This window comes from Pedobacter sp. B4-66 (genome assembly GCF_018492665.1).
Lineage (GTDB): Bacteria > Bacteroidota > Bacteroidia > Sphingobacteriales > Sphingobacteriaceae > Pedobacter.
Window position 1 is genome coordinate 47,449 of sequence record NZ_JAFVME010000013.1, and the last position, 19,832, is coordinate 67,280.

At 37.0% G+C, this 19,832-nt stretch carries 17 protein-coding genes; 6 read left to right on the plus strand and 11 right to left on the minus strand.

The genetic code is table 11. From position 1 onward, the window contains the following. Positions 1 to 4: 4 nt before the first annotated feature. Positions 5 to 1,231: a 2-oxoglutarate dehydrogenase complex dihydrolipoyllysine-residue succinyltransferase gene (gene odhB / locus J1905_RS20190; RefSeq protein WP_214229030.1), complete on the plus strand. Its 1,227-nt coding sequence runs from the start codon at positions 5 to 7 to the stop codon at positions 1,229 to 1,231. Between the two features lie 71 nt (positions 1,232 to 1,302). On the opposite strand, the gene J1905_RS20195 is transcribed toward odhB, so the two are convergent. From J1905_RS20195 to J1905_RS20205, 3 genes are all read right to left on the minus strand, one after another. Next, the gene (locus J1905_RS20195; protein ID WP_214229031.1) at positions 1,303 to 1,992 is read right to left on the minus strand and encodes a head GIN domain-containing protein; all 690 of its coding nucleotides are present in this window, start codon (positions 1,990 to 1,992) and stop codon (positions 1,303 to 1,305) included. Between the two features lie 63 nt (positions 1,993 to 2,055). Beyond that, on the minus strand, positions 2,056 to 3,711 hold the full coding sequence (locus J1905_RS20200) for a M1 family metallopeptidase (RefSeq protein ID WP_214229032.1): 1,656 nt from the start codon (positions 3,709 to 3,711) through the stop codon (positions 2,056 to 2,058). A 4-nt stretch (positions 3,712 to 3,715) separates the two neighbouring features. Continuing rightward, the gene (locus J1905_RS20205) at positions 3,716 to 5,593 is read right to left on the minus strand and encodes a CocE/NonD family hydrolase (RefSeq protein WP_214229033.1); all 1,878 of its coding nucleotides are present in this window, start codon (positions 5,591 to 5,593) and stop codon (positions 3,716 to 3,718) included. Between the two features lie 114 nt (positions 5,594 to 5,707). Here J1905_RS20205 and lpdA point away from each other — a divergent pair, with 114 nt between their 5' ends. Beyond that, positions 5,708 to 7,114: a dihydrolipoyl dehydrogenase gene (gene lpdA / locus J1905_RS20210; protein WP_214229034.1), complete on the plus strand. Its 1,407-nt coding sequence runs from the start codon at positions 5,708 to 5,710 to the stop codon at positions 7,112 to 7,114. A gap of 36 nt (positions 7,115 to 7,150) precedes the next feature. On the opposite strand, the gene J1905_RS20215 is transcribed toward lpdA, so the two are convergent. From J1905_RS20215 to J1905_RS20240, 6 genes are all read right to left on the minus strand, one after another. Further along, entirely contained in the window at positions 7,151 to 7,972 is an 822-nt protein-coding gene (locus tag J1905_RS20215; RefSeq protein ID WP_214229035.1) for a hypothetical protein, read from the minus strand. A gap of 103 nt (positions 7,973 to 8,075) precedes the next feature. Further along, positions 8,076 to 11,264, minus strand: coding sequence for an efflux RND transporter permease subunit (locus tag J1905_RS20220; RefSeq protein ID WP_214229036.1), 3,189 nt, complete (start codon positions 11,262 to 11,264; stop codon positions 8,076 to 8,078). A gap of 61 nt (positions 11,265 to 11,325) precedes the next feature. Beyond that, positions 11,326 to 12,393 (minus strand): efflux RND transporter periplasmic adaptor subunit, encoded by a 1,068-nt coding sequence (locus J1905_RS20225; RefSeq protein WP_214229037.1) that lies wholly within the window; start codon positions 12,391 to 12,393, stop codon positions 11,326 to 11,328. Positions 12,394 to 12,395: 2 nt separating this feature from the next. After that, on the minus strand, positions 12,396 to 13,739 hold the full coding sequence (locus tag J1905_RS20230; RefSeq protein WP_214229038.1) for a TolC family protein: 1,344 nt from the start codon (positions 13,737 to 13,739) through the stop codon (positions 12,396 to 12,398). 21 nt (positions 13,740 to 13,760) lie between these two features. Then, positions 13,761 to 14,366, minus strand: coding sequence for a TetR/AcrR family transcriptional regulator (locus J1905_RS20235; protein ID WP_214229039.1), 606 nt, complete (start codon positions 14,364 to 14,366; stop codon positions 13,761 to 13,763). A 195-nt stretch (positions 14,367 to 14,561) separates the two neighbouring features. Further along, positions 14,562 to 15,167 carry a TetR/AcrR family transcriptional regulator gene (locus tag J1905_RS20240; RefSeq protein ID WP_214229040.1) on the minus strand — a complete coding sequence of 202 codons (606 nt, stop codon included), beginning with the start codon at positions 15,165 to 15,167 and terminating at the stop codon, positions 14,562 to 14,564. A 184-nt stretch (positions 15,168 to 15,351) separates the two neighbouring features. On the opposite strand from J1905_RS20240, the gene murB reads away from it, so the two are divergent. Beyond that, a complete protein-coding gene (murB, locus tag J1905_RS20245; protein WP_214229041.1) occupies positions 15,352 to 16,368 on the plus strand; it encodes a UDP-N-acetylmuramate dehydrogenase in 1,017 nt (338 codons plus the stop codon). A gap of 169 nt (positions 16,369 to 16,537) precedes the next feature. Continuing rightward, on the plus strand, positions 16,538 to 17,068 hold the full coding sequence (locus J1905_RS20250) for an RNA polymerase sigma factor (protein WP_214229042.1): 531 nt from the start codon (positions 16,538 to 16,540) through the stop codon (positions 17,066 to 17,068). Positions 17,069 to 17,124: 56 nt separating this feature from the next. Here the strand turns inward: J1905_RS20250 and J1905_RS20255 are convergent, their stop codons facing one another. Beyond that, complete coding sequence (locus tag J1905_RS20255) at positions 17,125 to 17,655, minus strand: SRPBCC family protein (protein ID WP_214229043.1); 531 nt, start codon at positions 17,653 to 17,655, stop codon at positions 17,125 to 17,127. A 128-nt stretch (positions 17,656 to 17,783) separates the two neighbouring features. On the opposite strand from J1905_RS20255, the gene J1905_RS20260 reads away from it, so the two are divergent. Continuing rightward, a complete protein-coding gene (locus J1905_RS20260) occupies positions 17,784 to 18,461 on the plus strand; it encodes a lycopene cyclase domain-containing protein (RefSeq protein WP_214229044.1) in 678 nt (225 codons plus the stop codon). Continuing rightward, on the plus strand, positions 18,461 to 18,697 hold the full coding sequence (locus tag J1905_RS20265; protein WP_214229045.1) for a cytochrome b5 domain-containing protein: 237 nt from the start codon (positions 18,461 to 18,463) through the stop codon (positions 18,695 to 18,697). Before J1905_RS20260 ends, J1905_RS20265 begins: the two co-directional genes overlap by 1 nt. Before the next feature lie 43 nt (positions 18,698 to 18,740). Here J1905_RS20265 and J1905_RS20270 read toward each other — a convergent pair whose 3' ends face one another. After that, a complete protein-coding gene (locus J1905_RS20270; RefSeq protein WP_214229046.1) occupies positions 18,741 to 19,661 on the minus strand; it encodes a PfkB family carbohydrate kinase in 921 nt (306 codons plus the stop codon). Positions 19,662 to 19,832 lie beyond the last annotated feature (171 nt).

Here is a 19,832-nt window from a genome sequence, read left to right on the forward strand (position 1 = left end):
AGTTATGAGTATAGAAATAAAAGTTCCGCCAGTAGGTGAGTCAATAACCGAAGTTGTTTTATCACGTTGGGTAAAAAACGATGGGGATGTAGTTGAAATGGATGAAGTAATTGCTGAATTAGAGTCTGATAAAGCAACTTTTGAATTAACTGCAGAACAAGCCGGAACTTTAAAAACAGTAGCTGCCGAAGGTGATACACTTGCCATTGGTGCTGTAGTTTGTAAAATTGAAGATGGTGGCGCTGCACCTAAAGCTAAAGAAGAACCAGCTAAGGAAGAAAAACCTGCTGCAGCAGCAGATAAGGTTGCTGCTCCGGTTGCTGAAAAAGGTGGTGAGAACTATGCTACAGGAACACCATCTCCTGCTGCAGGAAAAATTCTTGCTGAAAAAGGTGTTGATCCTGCTTCTGTAAAAGGAACAGGTGTTGATGGTAGAATTACTAAGGAAGATGCGGTGGCTGCAGAGAAATCTCAACCAAAAGCTGCAGCTCCTGCTGCTAGTGCTACTCCCGTAACTGCTGTTGCAGGTGCTAGAAATGAGCGTAGAGTAAAAATGTCGCCATTGCGTAAAACAGTTGCTAAGCGATTGGTTACTGTTAAAAATGAAACTGCAATGTTAACTACGTTTAACGAGGTTAACATGAAACCAATCATGGATTTGAGAGGTAAATATAAAGATCAGTTTAAAGAGAAATTTGGTGTAGGCTTAGGCTTTATGAGTTTCTTTACTAAAGCTGTTTGCGAGGCATTAAAAGATTTTCCTGCTGTAAATGCTAAAATTGATGGCGAAGAGATCGTTTATAATGACTTTGCTGATATCTCTATCGCGGTTTCTGCTCCTAAAGGATTGGTTGTTCCAATTATTAGAAATGCAGAAAGCATGAGCCTTGCTCAGATTGAGAAAACTGTTATTGAACTTGCTACTAAAGCACGTGATAGCAAATTAACTATTGATGAAATGACAGGTGGTACATTCACTATCACTAATGGTGGTGTATTTGGATCGATGATGTCTACTCCAATTATTAATGCTCCTCAGTCTGCAATTTTAGGTATGCACAATATTATTGAGCGTCCGATTGCTGAAAAAGGAGAGGTTGTAATTCGTCCGATGATGTATGTGGCTTTATCTTATGACCACAGAATTATTGACGGAAGAGAGTCGGTAGGTTTCCTTGTAAGGGTTAAACAATTGTTAGAAGATCCTGCTAGATTATTATTAGGCGTTTAATCGCTTACGTAATATATAAAAACCCCAATGTTTTTAAGCATTGGGGTTTTTTGTTTTAATTGTGTGTTTGTTTATATCTTTCTTACGCCACCAGATCCTGATACAGATTTTTGAATTGTAGGGTTACCCGAGTAGCTAATATTTCCTGATCCGCTGATTGCTGCGTCAATACTTTTTTGTGCATCAATGTAAATATTTCCAGAACCGCTAACGTGAGCTGAAATCGTTTCTACTGAGAAATTCTTTCCAGAGAACGTGCCTGATCCACTAACGGCAATTTCTGAGGCCTTGGCTTTCCCGTTAATTGACAGGCCGCCTGAGCCGCTGATCGCACCTTCGAACTTAGTTACATTTGCTGAGGCTTTGATATTGCCAGAGCCGCTTACAGCAACGCTTAGTGAAGAAGAATTAATTGTTCCATCAACATCTATGCTCCCCGAACCGCTCAGTCCTAGTGAGGTGATCTTTTTGGCAGTAATGTAAGCTGTGATTTTTGCGTTTTTGAATTTTTTAAACCAGTCGTTCCATTTTGTTTTTGGCTTAATGGTAAGAACACCATTTTTTACTTCGGTAATCAGGTTGTCTATGGCTTCCTGATCTCCTTCTAATTTAAGGCTTTCAGTATTGCCAAGCTTAACTATTGCATTGATAGAACCACCTATTTCGATTCCTGTAAAATTACTTACTTGTCTCTGTTGAGCTTTGCCGGTTATTCCAATTGCTAAGAATGCCAGGATTAGTATTGAACTTAATTTTTTCATTTTGTTTAGGTTTTTCTATATGACGCAGAGAAAGGCAATTAGTTGCATTACATTTTGAAATTTCTATGATTTTTTAAGTTTAATATAAAAGTTCCGATCTGCTTTGAAGGTATCGGCTGTTATGCCTTTGTCTAAATCTGCCGTTTTCCACTGTGTAGAGGGGTATAGGAGTGAAAAGGTGTTCTCTTTTAGCGTTACCTTAACAGGCATATCAAAACTCTTTACATCAGCTAGCCAGCGATAGGATAGTTTTGAGCCTTCGATCTTATATTCCAAAGTAGGGATGCTGGCATGACGAAGGTATTGGTCGAATATTTTATCCAGCTTTAAGCCACTTTGCTTTGCAATGTAGCTCTCTACCTCTTGTGTGGTAACTGTTTTATGATAGAATGTTTTATTTAATCCTCTTAATATGTTTCTGAATTTCTCATCATCATTGATCAATTGGCGGATGGTATGAATCATGTTTGCGCCTTTGTAATACATATCGCCTGATCCTTCTTTGTTCACATTATATTGTCCGATGATAGGAATATCGTTCTGGATGTTGTGCCTGATACCTACAACATAATCTGATCCGGCTTGTTTTCCATGTTCTGATTCTGTGAATAGGGTTTCAGAATAGTTGGTGAAAGCTTCATGAATCCACATGTCGGCGATATCTTTTGAGGTGATGTTGTTTCCAAACCACTCATGTCCACTTTCGTGGATAGTGATGAAGTCGAACTTTAAGCCCCATCCTGATTCTGACAAGTCTCTGCCAAGGTATCCCATTTTAAACTGATTGCCATAGGCAACAGCGCTTTGGTGTTCCATGCCAAGATGGGGTGCCTGTACCAATTTATACCCATCTTCATAAAAAGGATAAGGACCAAACCAGTACTCAAAGGATTTTAGCATAGGTTTTACATCTGCATCCCAATGGGGGCGAGCTTTAAGGCTGTCTTCTTTAAGTGCCCAGTAATCAAGAGATAAATTGCCTTTTTCGCCTTGGTATTGATCAGACCAGTGCGCGTATTTACCAACGTAAAGGGTTACGTTGTAATTGTTGATTGGATTGGCTACAAACCAATTGTATTGTGTATAACCATCTGGTTTTTGAACAGTACTTCTTAAGCGACCGTTTGAAATATCCTGAAGGTCTTTAGGTACACTTATGCTGATAAGCATACTGTCAACCTCGTCACTTTGATGGTCTTTGTTTGGCCACCAGCAGCTGGCACCAAAGCCCTGACAAGCAACTGAAACCCATGGATTGCCAGACTTATCTTTGGTAAAGATAAAGCCACCGTCCCAAGGTGGGGTTTTTGCAATAACAGGATTCCCAGAATAGAATACTGTAAAACTTTCTTTTGCACCTTTTTTAATCTCGGCAGGGAAGGTTACAAAGACTGCATTGAATTCTCTTTTGAAAGATAATTCTTTGCCATGAAATACAATTTTATCGACCTTAAGGTTGTCGAACAGGTCAAATTGTAACTTGCTGAAGTTTTGAGTTGCAGTAAATTTAAACTCGTTGCTTCCGCTTATTGCTTTGTTATCAATGTCTATTTTAACGTCAAGGTGGTAGTAATTAATATCGTAACAGGTTCTTAATGGAGTAAGCGCACCTCTAAGGCTATCAGCTCTGGAAGATTTTACTGCTCCGCTAAGTAATTGTGCATTGGCGGAGTTTAAGGTACACAGTAATGCGGCAATACCGAATAATAGCTTCTTCATTAAATTATTGTTTTAATACAGTTACGGTTAGCGAAGAAGAATTGTGTACATCATGAAAAATGCGATGAGTGGCTTTCTGGAAATCACTTGGTTCTGCCTGATAGATATCCATAAATTTTTGAGGGTTTCTATCAGCAAGTGGGAACCATGAGTTTTGTATCTGAATCATGATCCTGTGACCTTTTTTGAAAGTATGAGCAACATCAGGTAGGGCATAATTGACCTTAGTGATTTCGCCTGGATTAATGGCTTCAGGTTTTTCAAAGCTATTGCGGTATTTTCCACGCATAATTTCTCCACGTACCAGCATTTGATATCCACCCATAATCAGGTTTTTTGGATTTGTGGCTGGATTGGGTGTGCTCTCTGGATAAACATCAATTAGTTTTACCACATAATCAGCATCAGAGCCTGTTGTAGATATTACAAGATTGGCTAATAGGGGGCCGGTTAATGTGATGTCTTCAGTTAAGGTGTCTGTTTGATACACTTTAACGTCAGGTCTACGCGCAGCGAAACGCTGATCATCGATCATATATTCGCGTGTTCTTCTGGCTTGAACTCCATCCTGATAAGGAACCGGACTGTTCGGGTCACTTACATATTCATCCCAGCTATCCGTTCTTTGAACTTTTTCAAAGCTTAGCTTGCCATTAGGTTGTAAGTACAGGTTTTTAGTTTCAGTATCTTTAGGTGGCCATGTGCTAAACTTTTTCCATTGGTTACTTCCGGTTACAAAGATGTTGGCTTCAGCGGCATTAAAATCTCCTTCACCTTTAAGATAGTGTTTGAAGAAAGGGAGCTCAAAGTTTTCCTGATAGTAGGTGCTGGTAGGTTGTCCGAATTCTATGTCGCCAAAGCTACTTCCGGTACTGCGTACCCAGCCTCCATGATACCAGGGGCCCATAACCAGAATGTTGTTTGCCTTTGGGTTTTGTTTTTCAATAGATTTATAGGTGGCAAAAGTACCATAGGCATCTTCTGCATCGAAGAAGCCACCTACAACCATAACTGCAGGTTTTACATTAACCAAATGTGGTTGAATGTTTCTGGCTTGCCAAAAAGTATCCAAATTAGGATGAGCGAATAAGTCATTCCAGAACTTAATGCTATCGGCAAAGTATTTATCTTTTAGGTTTTTAACTGAGCCAGATTCAAGGTAAAAACGATAATTGTCTTGTATTGGAAATTCAAAACCTTTTGGTCCTTTATCAGGAGTAATTGGTTTTGGTCTTGGAACACCAAATGTGCTCATAAAGCCAAAAGCATCCGCTAAGAATAATGTTCCATTGTGGTGGAAATCATCGCCACGGTACCAATCGGTAACAGGTGCCTGAGGGGAAACAGCCTTTAACGCAGGGTGTGATCCCGGTAAAGATGTAGTAGAATAAAATCCCGGATAAGAAATGCCGTAGATACCGGCCTTACCATTGTTGTTTTCTATGTTTTTTACCAACCAGTCGATTGTGTCGTACGTATCTGTACTTTCATCAATGTCTTTTTTGCTTTTTTTATTTACTACCTGTGGTCTGATATCTTCGAATGTACCTTCGCTCATCCATTTACCTCTTACATCCTGATACACAAATATGAATCCTTCTCTCATCATTGCAGGGAAGTTTCCTAAGCTGGTTTTGTATTTGTCGGCTCCGTATGGCGAAACTGTGTAAGGGGTTCTGTTAATCAGAAAGGGATACTTTTTTGTTTTATCTTTTGGAATATAGATTGACGTAAATAATTTGACACCGTCTCTCATGGTAATACTACGTTCAATTTTAGTGTAATTTTCTTTTACGTAAGCTGAATCAGACTGTTGGGCAAAGACAGCCGAGAATGTAAAAATGTGGATAGCAAGAAGCCAAAGGAATTTAATACGGGCCATTATGGGTTAATAAGTTATGAAATAGTAAATATAGTAAATGGAAATGTTTTAGGCTAATAAGTGTCAGATTTTGACCTAGGTTTACTAACTTTGCCAAATAAAAAAACCTTTGATATGCAATACGATGTAGTTGTAATTGGCTCGGGCCCGGGCGGTTATGTTGGAGCAATAAGATGCGCCCAATTAGGCCTAAAAACGGCAGTTATAGAAAAATATAAAACTTTTGGTGGAACCTGCTTAAATGTTGGTTGTATCCCGTCAAAAGCATTGTTGGATTCTTCAGAGCATTTCCATAATGCTGCTCATACTTTTAAAACCCATGGTATTGATCTTAAAGATTTAAAGGTTGATATGCCACAGATGATTGCCCGAAAAAATGATGTTGTGGCTCAAAACACTGCTGGTATACAGTACCTTTTTAAGAAGAACAAAATAGATGCATTTGAAGGAGTAGGTTCATTTGTTGATAAGAATACTATAAAGATTACCAATGCTGATGGTAAATCAGAAACGATCACTGCAAAAAATGTAATTATCGCTTCGGGATCTAAGCCAACTGCGCTTCCTTTTTTACCGGTAGATAAAAAACGTATCATTACTTCGACCGAAGCTTTAAACATTACCGAAGTACCTAAACAAATGATTGTTATTGGTGGTGGTGTAATTGGTTTGGAGTTAGGTTCTGTTTATGCTCGTTTGGGTACAAAAGTATCTGTTGTTGAGTTTATGCCTTCTATTATCGGTACAATGGATGCTGGTTTAGGTAAAGAATTACAACGTGTTTTAAAGAAATCTTTAGGCATGGAGTTTTATATGGGGCATAAAGTTACCGGTGCAACGACAAAAGGTAAAAAAGTTACTGTAACGGCTGATAATGCCAAAGGTGAGCAAGTACAACTTGAAGCTGATTATTGTATTGTTGCTGTTGGGCGTACTGCTTACACTGCTGGTTTAGGCTTAGAAAATATTGGCATCCAAACTGAAGAGAGAGGAAATAAAATTCCTGTTAACGAGCATCTTGAAACTTCCGTTCCTGGGGTTTATGCTATTGGTGATGTAATTAAAGGTGCTATGCTTGCGCATAAAGCTGAAGACGAAGGTATTTATGTAGCTGAGAGATTAGCCGGACAAAAACCACACATCAACTATAACCTTATTCCTGGTGTTGTTTATACCTGGCCTGAGGTTGCTTCTGTAGGTTATACTGAAGAGCAATTGAAAGAAAAAGGTGTTCAATATAAAGCTGGTTCATTCCCTTTCAAAGCAAGTGGACGAGCTAAAGCAAGTATGGATACTGATGGTTTTGTGAAAGTATTGGCTGATGCTAAAACTGACGAGATCCTTGGCGTTCACATGATTGGCCCTCGTGCTGCTGATATGATTGCAGAAGCGGTAGTAGCTATGGAATTCCGTGCTTCTGCTGAAGACATTGCAAGAATTTGTCATGCACACCCAACCTATACTGAAGCGCTTAAAGAAGCAGCTATGGCAGCCACTGAAAATAGAGCTATACATATTTAATCGTACTAACACATAGATGAAAACAAAGGCCTTAGATTATTCTAAGGCCTTTGTTTTTAAAGTAGGATATGTTTCGTATAAAGCCTTTACGGCTATTTCTATAAGTCTTAAATTCTCATCTTGATGTCCATGCTGAACTTCCACATTGATGTAAGGGATGTTTTTACTCATAGCATAAACAGAAAGAGAGCCGTCGTCTGGAGCTTCGGCTGATTGTAGTATCACGTTTACGTTTGCTTTCTTTAGATGATTAAATAGCTTTAGATCTGTTACAAGAATAAGATCATCGTTATCCATGTCAAAATTAATGTAGACGGAGTCTGCGGCGCTTTTAAGTGGATATCCTTCCAGGTATGATGAAATACCAAATCCACCATCTGCATTGTTATGTAGGGTGAAAATGTATCCTAGTTTTTTAGGGTCGTAATAATTGAGGATCAATTTGCCGGTTCGTTCTAATTGCATAAGAACTTCGTCATTGTCTACATTGCCATATTTTACAAGCCCCATAATAATTCCTTCCTGGGTATAAATGCTATTCGGATCTGTCTGGAAATTGAAACCGTCGTTTGAGAATTTGAAATTTCTTGTGCCTCCGTATTGACAGTCTATGATACTACCTCCATTAAATTGTATGTATTCAAAGGCGGCTTTTACTCCGGTATCTTCATCGTCATGAATAGCCAGGAAACTGACCTTAGGTTGTCCATAACTATATTTTACAAGGTTGATGTCCAGGTCATTTAATGCAATGGCATTTGTATCTGTTAATATTCCTTCAAAAACGGGAGGATGTTGTGCTTTTATTTCAAATGAAAAGCTACACAACAGCAGTAATAATATAATGTGCTTCAGCATATTCTATGTAAATACAACAAAACAATTATAATTGTTTTTAACTGTTAAAACAAAAAGAGGAACTTTTTAAGGTTCCTCTTTTTGTTATTAATGATTATAAGTGTTATTCGGAAATGTCATATTCCAGAACATCTTTATGCTTATATGGCTCTTCTAATAATTCATCGATTGTTTTTCCTTTTTTGTTAAAGCCTAATTTGTCTAGTATGATATCGAAGATCAGGTAAACAACAGGTACAACAATTAATGTTAAAAACAATGAACTTGTTAAACCGCCTACGATAACCCAAGCTAATCCATTTTTCCATTCTGCACCGGCGCCACTTGCCAAGGCAATTGGTAACATACCGAAAATCATGGCAATGGTTGTCATCAGGATTGGACGTAAACGAGCATGGTTAGCTAAAACTAATGCCTCTATTGTTGATTTTCCTTCTGCTTTCATGTGGTTGGTGAAATCGACAAGTATAATCGCATTCTTGGCCACCAAACCCATTAGCATAATTAAACCTAATATGGTGAAAATACCGATAGAGTTGTTTGTTAAAGCAAGTGCAAGGAAAGCTCCAATTAGTGCAAGTGGAAGAGAGAACATTACCACTAATGGGTAAACGAAACTATCATATAATGCTACCATAATTAAGTAAACCAAGATAACGGAAGCCAATAAAGCAATACCTAAGGTACCAAAACCTTCGGCTTGGTTTTCCTGATCTCCAGCCCATGAGTAACTTACACCTATTGGGGCTTTTAGTTTTCCGTCTTTTTGTAGTTGCTCCAGTTTTGTCTGAAATTCAGCAACAACTGTTCCTGTTGGTCTACCAATAGATTGTGCCTTAACAGATACAGAGGTTGATTTATTTAAACGTTCTAGCTGACTTGGTCCGGAACCTTCGGTAATTGCAGCAAACTGTGATAGTTTAATTTGCTGCCCATCCTTGTTTATAAAAATAAGATTACGTACATCATCAACATTTTTTCTGTTGAAATCCTGGAATTGGATGTTGATGTCATATTCATACTCACCTTTTCTGTATTTGCCATCCGTGTTACCAGCAAAAGCTGTTTGCATGGTTGAACCAACAGTTTGTAATGTTAACCCAAGAGCCGACATTTTATCACGATCAACCTGAACGTTAATCTCAGGAGTTCCTTTTTCTACGGATAATTTAATCTCTGTTGCACCCGGAATAGAGGCAAGTACTTTTTGTGCACCTTCAGCATATTTTAATGCACTATCCAAGTCAGAACCCATTACCACTAGCTGTATTGGCGCATTTTCTGCAATACCCAAAATACTAATTGGAACAGTTTTAACTTTTGCACCTACTAATTCTTTAGCAAGAGCACGACTCATTTTGGTTGCGAAAACATCTGAGGAAACTCCTTCACGTTCTTTACGATCAACAAGTTTTACGTTGATCTCCGACTTATAAGCTGTTGCTTGAGTTCCACCAAAATCTCCACTGGCTTGACCAACAGTAGTGATTAACTGTGTGATTTCTGGTTGTTTATCTAAAAATGCTTCAGCACGTTGTGTGTAAAAATTGGTTTGCTCTAAAGGCGCGTCTTTCGGTAATTCAATTTGGACTAAAAACTCACCTTTATCTGATTTAGGGAAAAACTCGGAGCCAATAAAGCCAGCAATAGGTAGCCAAACTGCACCTGCAAATAATATTACGACAGCTACAATGGTACGTCTTTTATGGTTTAACGACCACGTTAAGATATTTGTAACCCAGTGGGTGAATTTTTTTAACTGTTTTTCAAACCAAAGGATAAAGCGACCGAAGACGTTTTTACCTTCAATATGCTCTAATTTACCATATCTAGAGAAAAGTAATGGTACAATGGTAAATGAGGCAAGCAACGAAAGCAATGTTGCAATAATTACCACCACACAGAACTGGCGTAGGATGTTCGATACCAGACCTGTACTTACCGCAATAGGGAAGAACACAACCACAATTACCAGGGTGATGGATACAACTGTAAAACCAATCTCTCTTGTAGCGTCAGAAGCGGCTCTTACTTTGTTTTTACCCATCTCCATGTGTCGTTGGATATTTTCCAGTACCACAATTGCATCATCCACGAGAATACCTACCACGAGTGATAAGCCTAGCAGGGACATCAGGTTTAAGGTAAAACCAAATAAACTGATACCTATAAATGTTGCAATTAATGATGCAGGTATCGATACCATTACGATTAACGCATTACGTAAACTGTGTAAGAAGAATAGCATTACAAATGCTACCAGCACAACTGCCAGAATTAAATCGTGAATAACGGCATCGGCAGATTCTAATGTAAAAATAGAGCTATCATTAACAATTTTAATGTCTAGTTTGCTTGCTGCATATTCTACTTTAAGTTTCTCTATAACCTTGTGTACACCTTTACTTACTTCAACTGCATTTGCATCACTTTGTTTAATGATTTGAATAGCGATGGCACCTTTTCTGTCAATACGAGCTAATTTTTCGGTCTCTTTCTTAGAATCTTGTACATCGGCAACATCTCCTAAACGGATTTGAGCGCCATCTTTTGATGTTTTTAGAACCAGGTTTCTTAATTCTTCCAGATTTCTGTATTTACCGGATAAACGAATTAAAACATCTTGATTTTCTGTTTTAACACTTCCGGTAGGGAAATCTAAATTTGAGCTTAAAATCATTTGTTGTACCTCAGGTACTGAAAGATTGTAGCCTTGTAATTTATTCGGGTCTAAAGAAACCTGAATCTCTCTTTCTGAACCACCAATTAGGTTAACCTGAGCGATCCCGCTTACCCTTGAAATAACCGGGGCAATTCTTTGATCAATTAAATCATAAAAGCTCACATCATCCATGTTTGCAGAAGCAGACATGGTGATAACGGGTAAATCATCTAAAGAGAATTTACTTAACGAGGGGGTTTTCACATCTTCAGGTAAATCCGACAGGATGGCATTTACTTTACGTTGAGCATCATTTAATGAAATATCAATGTTGGCTGCGTCTGTTAGAGTAATCGTAACTGTTGATAAACTCTCAAATGAAACGGCGTTTATTTTTTTGATATTCTCCATTGATGATACCGCATCTTCAATCTTCTTAGTTACGGTATTTTCAACCTCAGCTGGCGAAGCGCCAGGGTAAATTGTTGATATAGATACAACGTTGTTTGAGAATTTTGGTAATAACTCATAACCCAACGAAAAGTAACTTAATAGCCCCAATAGCGTAAGTGCAGTAAATACTACAATTACCAGGGAGGGCCTTTTTATCGATATGTCTGTTATTTTCATTTTCTTTTTTTATTGCGTATTGCGATTGGCATATCGCGATCATTCACTGCCAGAAACTAACTTATTTTACGATACTAACAGGAGTGCCATCTGTTAAGTTAATCTGTCCGCTTGTAATTACAGTTTCTCCTTCGTTTAATCCTTCAAGAATTTCAACAGAATCACCTAAAATACGGCCAGCAACTACTTTACGGATTTTAGACGTGTTATTTGCTTTATCTAATATAAATATCTGGTTGCTGCTTACACTACCAACAAAAGCGGTACGTGGGATTAAGATACTAGGTGCTTGCTTAGGGAAGTTAAATACAGCAGTTCCGTACATACCAGCTTTTAAACTTTTTGCGGTATTGTTATCAACTTCAATGTCAACCGGGAAGTTTAACGTTGGATCTGCCTTTGCTGCAATGAAGGTGACTTTACCATTGAATTTATCTGTTGGAAAAACTGATGATTTGATGTCAATTTTATCACCTAACTTTAGGTTTGCAACTTGCGATTCATTAACGTTTACTCTTAGTTTTAATTTCGATACATCAACAATTTCAAATAAATCAGTTCCCTGTGTGTTTACAAATGCACCAACTTCAATTAATTTTTTATTGATGATACCATTAATTGGAGATTTAATATTTGCATCACTTACTTTACGTTGTGAAGCTTGAAGACGTAATTTTGCATTTTGGGTTGTTAATTTAGCTTGATCCAATTGCTGTTGGGTTACACCACCAGTTTGAAAAGAACTTTGGTACCTGGCTTCATCACGTAAAGCATTTTGATAATTTGCTTCTGCAGTTTCTTTGTCAGTATTGATGATTTCAGCATCAACACGAGCTAAAACTTGTCCTGTACTTACGCGATCACCTTCATCCACAAAAATTTTGCTTATCCTTCCAGCGTTTTCTGATTTGAGGATCAATTCCTGTTTAGGAACAAAGTTTCCATTGGCAACAAAATCCAAATCGACAACTTTCTTTTCTACAGCTGCAATTCGAACAGCAACAGCACCGCCGCCTTCAGCAATGAAAGCAGTTTTTGCCTCGTTTTTCTTTTTATTGTTGCTTAAAACATAAGCGATTGCGCCTAGGGCAACAACGATTGCGACAATTATAATAATTACTCTTTTCATTTCTATTTTGCTAGCGATTTAATATTTCCGTTCGATTTGATTAATTGTATTTCGGCTATTTTGTAATTTAATAAAGCCTGTATATAGCTGTTTTGAGCTTCTGTAAGTGAGTTTTCTGTATCTAGTAAATCAGTTAAGTTAGCTAAGCCATTGTTGTAATTGTTTTGCGTGCTTTTGTAAATCTCATTTGCCAGTTCTGCATTTTTCTTTTGTGCATTAATGGTGCTTATATTATCGCGCAACTGAAGTTTAGCATTCTCATAAGCCAGGTTTAATGAATTGGTTGATTCTTTTCTGTCCTCTTTTGCTTTTTTAATATCTACATCAGCCTGACGCACTTTAGAACGAGTTGAGAAACCATTAAAAATTGGTATTTTTAAGGTTAAGCCAATAGCAGATGCATCAAAACCAATTGCTTTTCTATTTGTGGTCAGGAAATCGAAGTTATTAGCCTGACTAGAATAAGTATAGTTTCCTGTTAAAGATAAATTGGGATAATATTCTGCAACATAGGCTTTACGTTGCAGCGATAAAAGTTTGTCCTTAATGTCCAAAAGTTTAATTTCTGTTCTATTGTCAAAATTAAGTGAATCTGAAAGTTCAGGTAACTGGGTTACTTCTGTAAGTTCAGTTCTAGGCAAGGTAATGTTGGTGCTTACCGGCATACCCATTGAATATTTTAACATATTTTCCAATTGTGTAATGGCATTTAAAATTTGGGAGCGTTGCGTTTCCAAATTGGTAAGGTTAACTTTAATACGATCAACATCAATCTTTTTAGCCAAACCATTTTTATACTGATTAGAAATGATTGTTTCAATAACCTTTACATTTTTAATGTTAGTATCGATAACATTCATCTGTTGTCTGTTTACCAACACCTGATAATAGTTGCCGGCAACAACCTCTATGAGTTGCTCTTCTGTATACTGAGCGGTAAGGTTGTAATACTCTTCACTAGATCTTGCTGCCTGTAGGCCTGTAAAAACTTGCTGGTTGAATAGTTGTTGCGAAAGTTGAACTCCGGCAGATGAGTTCCATTTTTGACCAAATTTAAGGGTCTGTAATTGTCCTCCAAAATCAACAACCTGTTGGCCGATAATAGGGTTGTAAGTTAAACCGGCAGTACCTGTAATTTGTGGTAAAGCCTGAGCCCTGATTTCCTCAGTTTTAAATTTACCTCCATCAATATCAAGCTTTGCTCTGCGCATATTTGCGCTATTTTCAATGGCGTAATTTAGCGCGTCTTTTAAACTTAGCGTTTGCTGTGCGCTAACCGTATTTGATAATATCAAGCCCAGCAATAAGAGCGGTATTGTTTTTATCTGTTTAATAATTGTGTTCATATGATATAATTAGTAGTCTGTTTATTTTAATCCTTTAAGGAATATGTTAGAGAGGCTTAATTGTTTCTCTAGCATAATCTTCAGTTCTTTTTTACTTGGAAATAGCTCTTTGTTGCCATGTAAAATACAGAGAGAGGTTATTCCTGCTAAGCTCTCAAGGTATAATTCTGCTATTTTATTCGCATCAGCCTGTGCCAGTTCGCCTTTCTCCATCGCTGCCCTGAAGATATCTGCATGGAAATTTTCATTCTTCAATTTCATTTTCATGAAATGTTCCCTTAGTTCATCAGAATTTAATGAAGAATCAGGACTGCCTCCGGATAAATGAAGCATATAGTATTTTTGAAAGAAACGATGTTTAATCTCTGTAAATCCGGTTAGGCGCTCTTGAATAGGCATATCGATTGACATATCTTTTCCGATAGCTTCAAAATAATCTGAGAATATCTTGTCGATAACTCCGAATACCAGGCTGTTTTTGTCCGGGAAATAATAGTATAAGGAAGGTTTTGACACTGACAGATCATCAGCGATCTCATTCATCGTGGTCTTATTAATCCCATAGTGAATAAAACGTTTAATAGCTCCCTCAATTATAGCGTCCCTTTTTTTATCAATCTCTACCATTTTACTTTTTTACTTTTTGACTTTTTTGTTTCAACGGTCAAAAATACTGCCATATTTTTACTTGAGGAATTTTAGTGTTAAAATCCCTTTAAACTGACAAATGTATGACAAAAAGAAGATAGATTGAGAAGAATGTTGTGTCTGACAGGCGCTTACGTGTCTGCTATTTGTGACGTAAGAACATGTTTTAAAGATCTATTTAGCCCTTAAACCTGCCAGGAATATTTCCGCAAGAGTTTTCTCTTTTATGAAGATCTGTTTGAATTGTTCTTTGCCGGGAAACATGATTTTGTCCCTACTAAGAATGTTGAAGTGGATGCCAGACAGTGCATCGATGAATATATCTGTAGCTAATTTAGGGTCTTCAATAACCAGTTCGCCACTTGCAATTCCTCTATTGAAAAGGGAGCCGATGATAATTGCTTCGAAGGTTCTTGCTCTTTGGAATTTTTCATAAAGCCCTTCTGGTAGTTCGGTACTGATTACCTGATTCGATTCAAATAAATTATAATATTTCTGAATATAGCCCTGGCGTTTTTGAAGTAATTTGAGTACTCCTTCAGTTGCAGTTGTAGTCTTGTCGATAGACTTAACCAGGTCTCTGCTCATTATTTGCATCAGGTGCTCGATGGCGCTTACATATAGGCTTAGTTTGTCAGGAAAATAGTAATAAAGAAGTGCTTTTGAAAAAGAAATATCTTTAGCGATTTCTGTCATTGTGGTTTTTGATAATCCATAATGAGCAAACCGTTTTAATGCAGCTTCAATGATTAAAATTCTTTTTTTGTCCTGATTTTCCATACAAATATTACTGTTCTCCCTTACTGTTCTTGAAGTTATCCTAATTCCTTGCACATGTATTATGTTAGTGCAGAGGCAAAATTTCATGAAAAATAGTCAAAATTTTTAAATATTGATTTTAACATGTTTATTACAGGGCTTATCAATTACATTTGTAGCGTTTAATTAATTTGTTGAAACCTCTATGTTGGACGTGCAAAAGAATAAATCATTAAAACCTTACAATACATTTAGTATCGACGTAGATGCAGACTATTTTGCTGAAATTCTGTCGGAACAAGATCTTAAAGATGTGCTAGAATCTGATCTTATTAAACAGCAGAATTTATTGGTTTTAGGTGGGGGAAGCAACGTTTTGTTTACAAAGGACTTCGACGGGCTGGTAGTTAAAGTTAGTATCCCTGGGATTTCTAATGTTGTAGAAGGAAATGAAGTTATAGTTACAGCAGGAGCGGGGGTAATTTGGAATAGCCTTGTAAAGTATTGTGTTCAAAATGGTTATGCGGGTATTGAGAATCTTAGTCTTATTCCTGGGACAGTTGGTGCATCGCCGATACAAAACATTGGTGCTTATGGTGTAGAGTTAAAAGATGTTTTTAAATCTTGTACAGCCTATGAAATAGCTACATCCGAAAAAAGGGTATTCAATTTTGAGGATTGCCATTTTGGATATAGGGATAGTGTTTTTAAGAATGAACTTAAGGGGCAATATATCATTACTTCAGTGAGTTTCAGGCTAAGTACGTCAGCTAAAATTAATACCCAGTATGGTGCGATACAAGAAGAGCTAAAGAATAAGGGTATTGATGCGCCAACTATTGAAGATGTTTCTAATGTTGTTTCTGAAATCAGGGTTGCTAAACTGCCGGATCCTTCAACAATTGGGAATGCCGGGAGCTTTTTTAAGAATCCAGTTATCACAAAAGATGAGTTCGAAACGGTGAAATTAGCGCATCCAAATGTGGTTAATTATCCTGCCCCAGATAATAAAATTAAACTTGCAGCAGGTTGGTTAATAGAGCAATGCGGATTTAAAGGGGTGGTTGCCGGGCAGACCGGAACATGGAAGAATCAGGCCTTGGTTTTGGTGAATCATGGAGGAGCAACTGGTGCCGAAGTGTATAGTTTTTCAGAACAGATTATAAATGATGTGGATGCCAAGTTTGGCGTTAAATTAGAAAGAGAAGTAAATATTCTGTGACATCGATCTCTTCGATGCCATAGGCATCGAAAATTAAATTCATAACATTGGAGTCCATTTTTTGGTACATAAGTTGTATATGTTTTTGAGTGTAATATTAAACAAACTAGTGAGCGCCACTCATAAAACTGTGTTTGTTTGCTTTTTTAACCTCAAAACTTAAAACATTATGACAAAAAATGAATTCAACCACAAATTAAATGACCACTCGGTTTCTTTACAGTCATTCGCTTTAAATTTTACAAAAGACATTGAAGATGCAAACGACTTAGTACAGGATACTATGTTGAAGGCTGTAACCTATTACAGTAAGTTTAAAGAAGGAACAAATCTTAAAGGATGGTTGTTTACCATAATGAAAAACACCTTCATTAATAATTACCGCCGCTTAGTAAAAACAAATGCGTTAATTACTAAATCGGATGATATATCTTCTGCAAATCTTCATTATAGTGCATCAAAAAATACGAGCGATAGTAAGTTTGTTATAGGTGATATTAATAAGGCCTTGGCTACTTTGCAACCAGAGTATTATGTTCCATTTGTTAAGTATTTTGAAGGTTATAAATACCATGAAATTGCTGAAATGCTTAATATTCCAATTGGAACAGTTAAAACAAGGATACACGTTGCGCGTCAGATTTTAAAGAAATACTTGAAAACATACTCTAAGGATGTTCTTGGAGCAGAGATCGTTTAAAAGAATTATCTCATAAAAAAGGCGCATATATATGCGCCTTTTTATGGAGTTTTAATTTACTTTTCTACAAAAGCTTTTAAGTTGGCTAATCCCTTTTCATAATCTTTTCCAATCATAGAGTCATAAGCTAACGACATCCATCTCGAGAAAATAGAAGTATTTTCACCTCTAAAATCCCATGTTACCTTTGTGCCGCCATTAGCTGTTGGTTCAAAATAGAATGAGGTAATTGCAATACTTTCGAAAGGTTCAATGAATTCTAGTTTTTCATCGATTTGCTTGTTTGGGTTAAGGTTTTCAATGGTGATACTTCCTGTTCCAACTTCTTTCCCTATCCAACTAAATTTAGAACCGACAGAAACCCCATCTCCGGTTACGGTGTGTTTGGCTGCTTTGTCCATTTGCATCCACGGATTCCATAAGCCGAAATCATTAAAGTTTAATGTTTTTTGGTAGGTAATGCTGTCAGGTTTGTTGATTTCAATAGATCTGCTTACGCTATATGTTTTAGGTAAGAAGAATCCAATGATAAAGAAGAGGGCGATTATTACTACGATAATACCCGCTAATACTTTAAGTACTTTCATTTTTATTTGTTTTGGTTACTTAAAATTAACTTAAAAAGTTTTGCCTCACAAACAAAATATATAGATGGGAGATAAGGTTGTTTAACTGGGTCAAAATCATATTTTTGAGGCTGAATTTATATCTATACATGAATTACTATTATTTATTGATCAATTTGGCGCTGCTTGTTTTATCATTTGCGTTGGTGCTGAATCAAAAGGCTTACCCAATTAGGAGTTGGAAACTAATGGTTCCGGCTGTATTGGTTTCAGGAGTGCTTTTTTCGATCGTTGCATTTATTCTTAATCAATTTAAGGTTTCGGTATTCAATAGTGAGTACACAATAGGGGTTAATATTCTTCAGCTGCCAATTGAAGAAATTCTGTTTCATTTTTTGTTAGCCTTTGCTGGATTAAATGTTTATGTTTTTTTGAATGAGCGGTTCCCGAAAAATAGCCTGGAGAAATTTAGCTTGTCTGTAAGTAACTTGCTATTAGGTGTGCTTGTTGCAATGTTGTTTTTTACGCATACCAAATTATATAGCATTGCTGTCTTTTCTGTTCTGTTTTTAATGCTCTTTTATGTTGAGTATGTGAACAAGCTGAGGTTTATGTATAAATTTTATAGAGCTTATGTAGTAATGCTTATTCCTTTTTGCTTGTTGTATGCGTTGATTGGTGGTTTACCAATTCTAATCTATTCAGTAAGAGAGACTATTAGTTTAAAATTAGGTGTTATTCCTTTTGAGGGTTTCTTTTACCTTATGGGTATTCTGCTTTTAAGCGTTTACTTGTTTGAGTTAGTTAAAAGTAAAAGCAAGTCATAATGGAACTCCCAATTTATACAAAACAACAGCTTGCATTACGCAATGGTCAGGATAAACCACAAATATGGATTGCTTTTAAGGGCGTTATCTATGATGTGACGGATAGCCGATTGTGGAGGAATGGAAAGCATTATGAGCACTGGGCTGGTCAAGATTTGACAGATGAGTTGCCAGATGCGCCTCATACAGAAACTGTATTTGAAAAATTTACAGCAATAGGGAAATTAAGTACATAAAGAAGCTCGTGTAATTGCTTCTTTATGTACTTAAACTAGATTTTTATGATTCTATGGAGAATGAACTTAAGTCCACAAATTCCTGAACACGAGCAGAAACTTCTTCTGCTGTTAGATTAATGATTTTTTCTGTTCCAAATTTCTCAACACAGAAAGATGCCAGGGCAGAGCCGAAGATGATCGCATTTTTCATGTTATTGAAATTTACTGTTCCTACTTTAGCCATGTAACCAATAAACCCACCAGCAAATGTATCTCCCGCTCCGGTTGGATCAAATACTTCAGCTAATGGCAATGCCGGAGCTGAGAAAATTTTATCCTCATGAAACAATAGAGCGCCATGCTCGCCTTTTTTAATGATCAGATATTTAGGCCCCATTGCTAAAATTTTCTTAGAAGCTTTAACCAATGAGTATTCACCTGAAAGTTGACGAGCTTCTTCATCATTGATGGTAAGTACATCAACCATCTTAAGCGTTTCCAAAAGATCTGGCATCATAATGTCCATCCAGAAGTTCATTGTATCTAAAACAATTAGCTTAGGTCTGTTTTTAAGGCGCTTGATGACAGTTTGCTGAACGATTGGAGTAAGGTTGCCTAGCATTAGGTATTCGCAATCCTGGTAGCTCTCAGGGATAATAGGATCGAAATTCTCTAGAACATTAAGCTCAGTAACCAAAGTGTCGCGACTGTTCATGTCGTTATGATATTTTCCAGACCAAAAGAAAGACTTCTCACCCTCTTTTATTTGTAGCCCCTCCGTATCAATCCCGTGTTCGGTAAACGTATTTATATCCTCTTTATGGAAGTCGTCGCCCACAACACCAACAATTTTTACCTTATTGTAGAAGTAAGAAGCTGCTAAACTTGCATAAGTTGCGGCACCACCTACTATTTTATCTGTCTTTCCGAAGGGAGTTTCGATCGCGTCAAAAGCTACAGTACCTATGATTATCAGGCTCATATGAAATAATTGATTTTTTTTAAAATTTTTTCTCTGCAAATATTGCATAAATAAATTAAAACCCCTAATATTGCATTCCCAAAACGAACAAGATATTATGTTCCTAGGAACACATCAGAAGCGTTTTTGGAAGACCAGACTCCTTCTTAGCTCAGCTGGTTAGAGCATCTG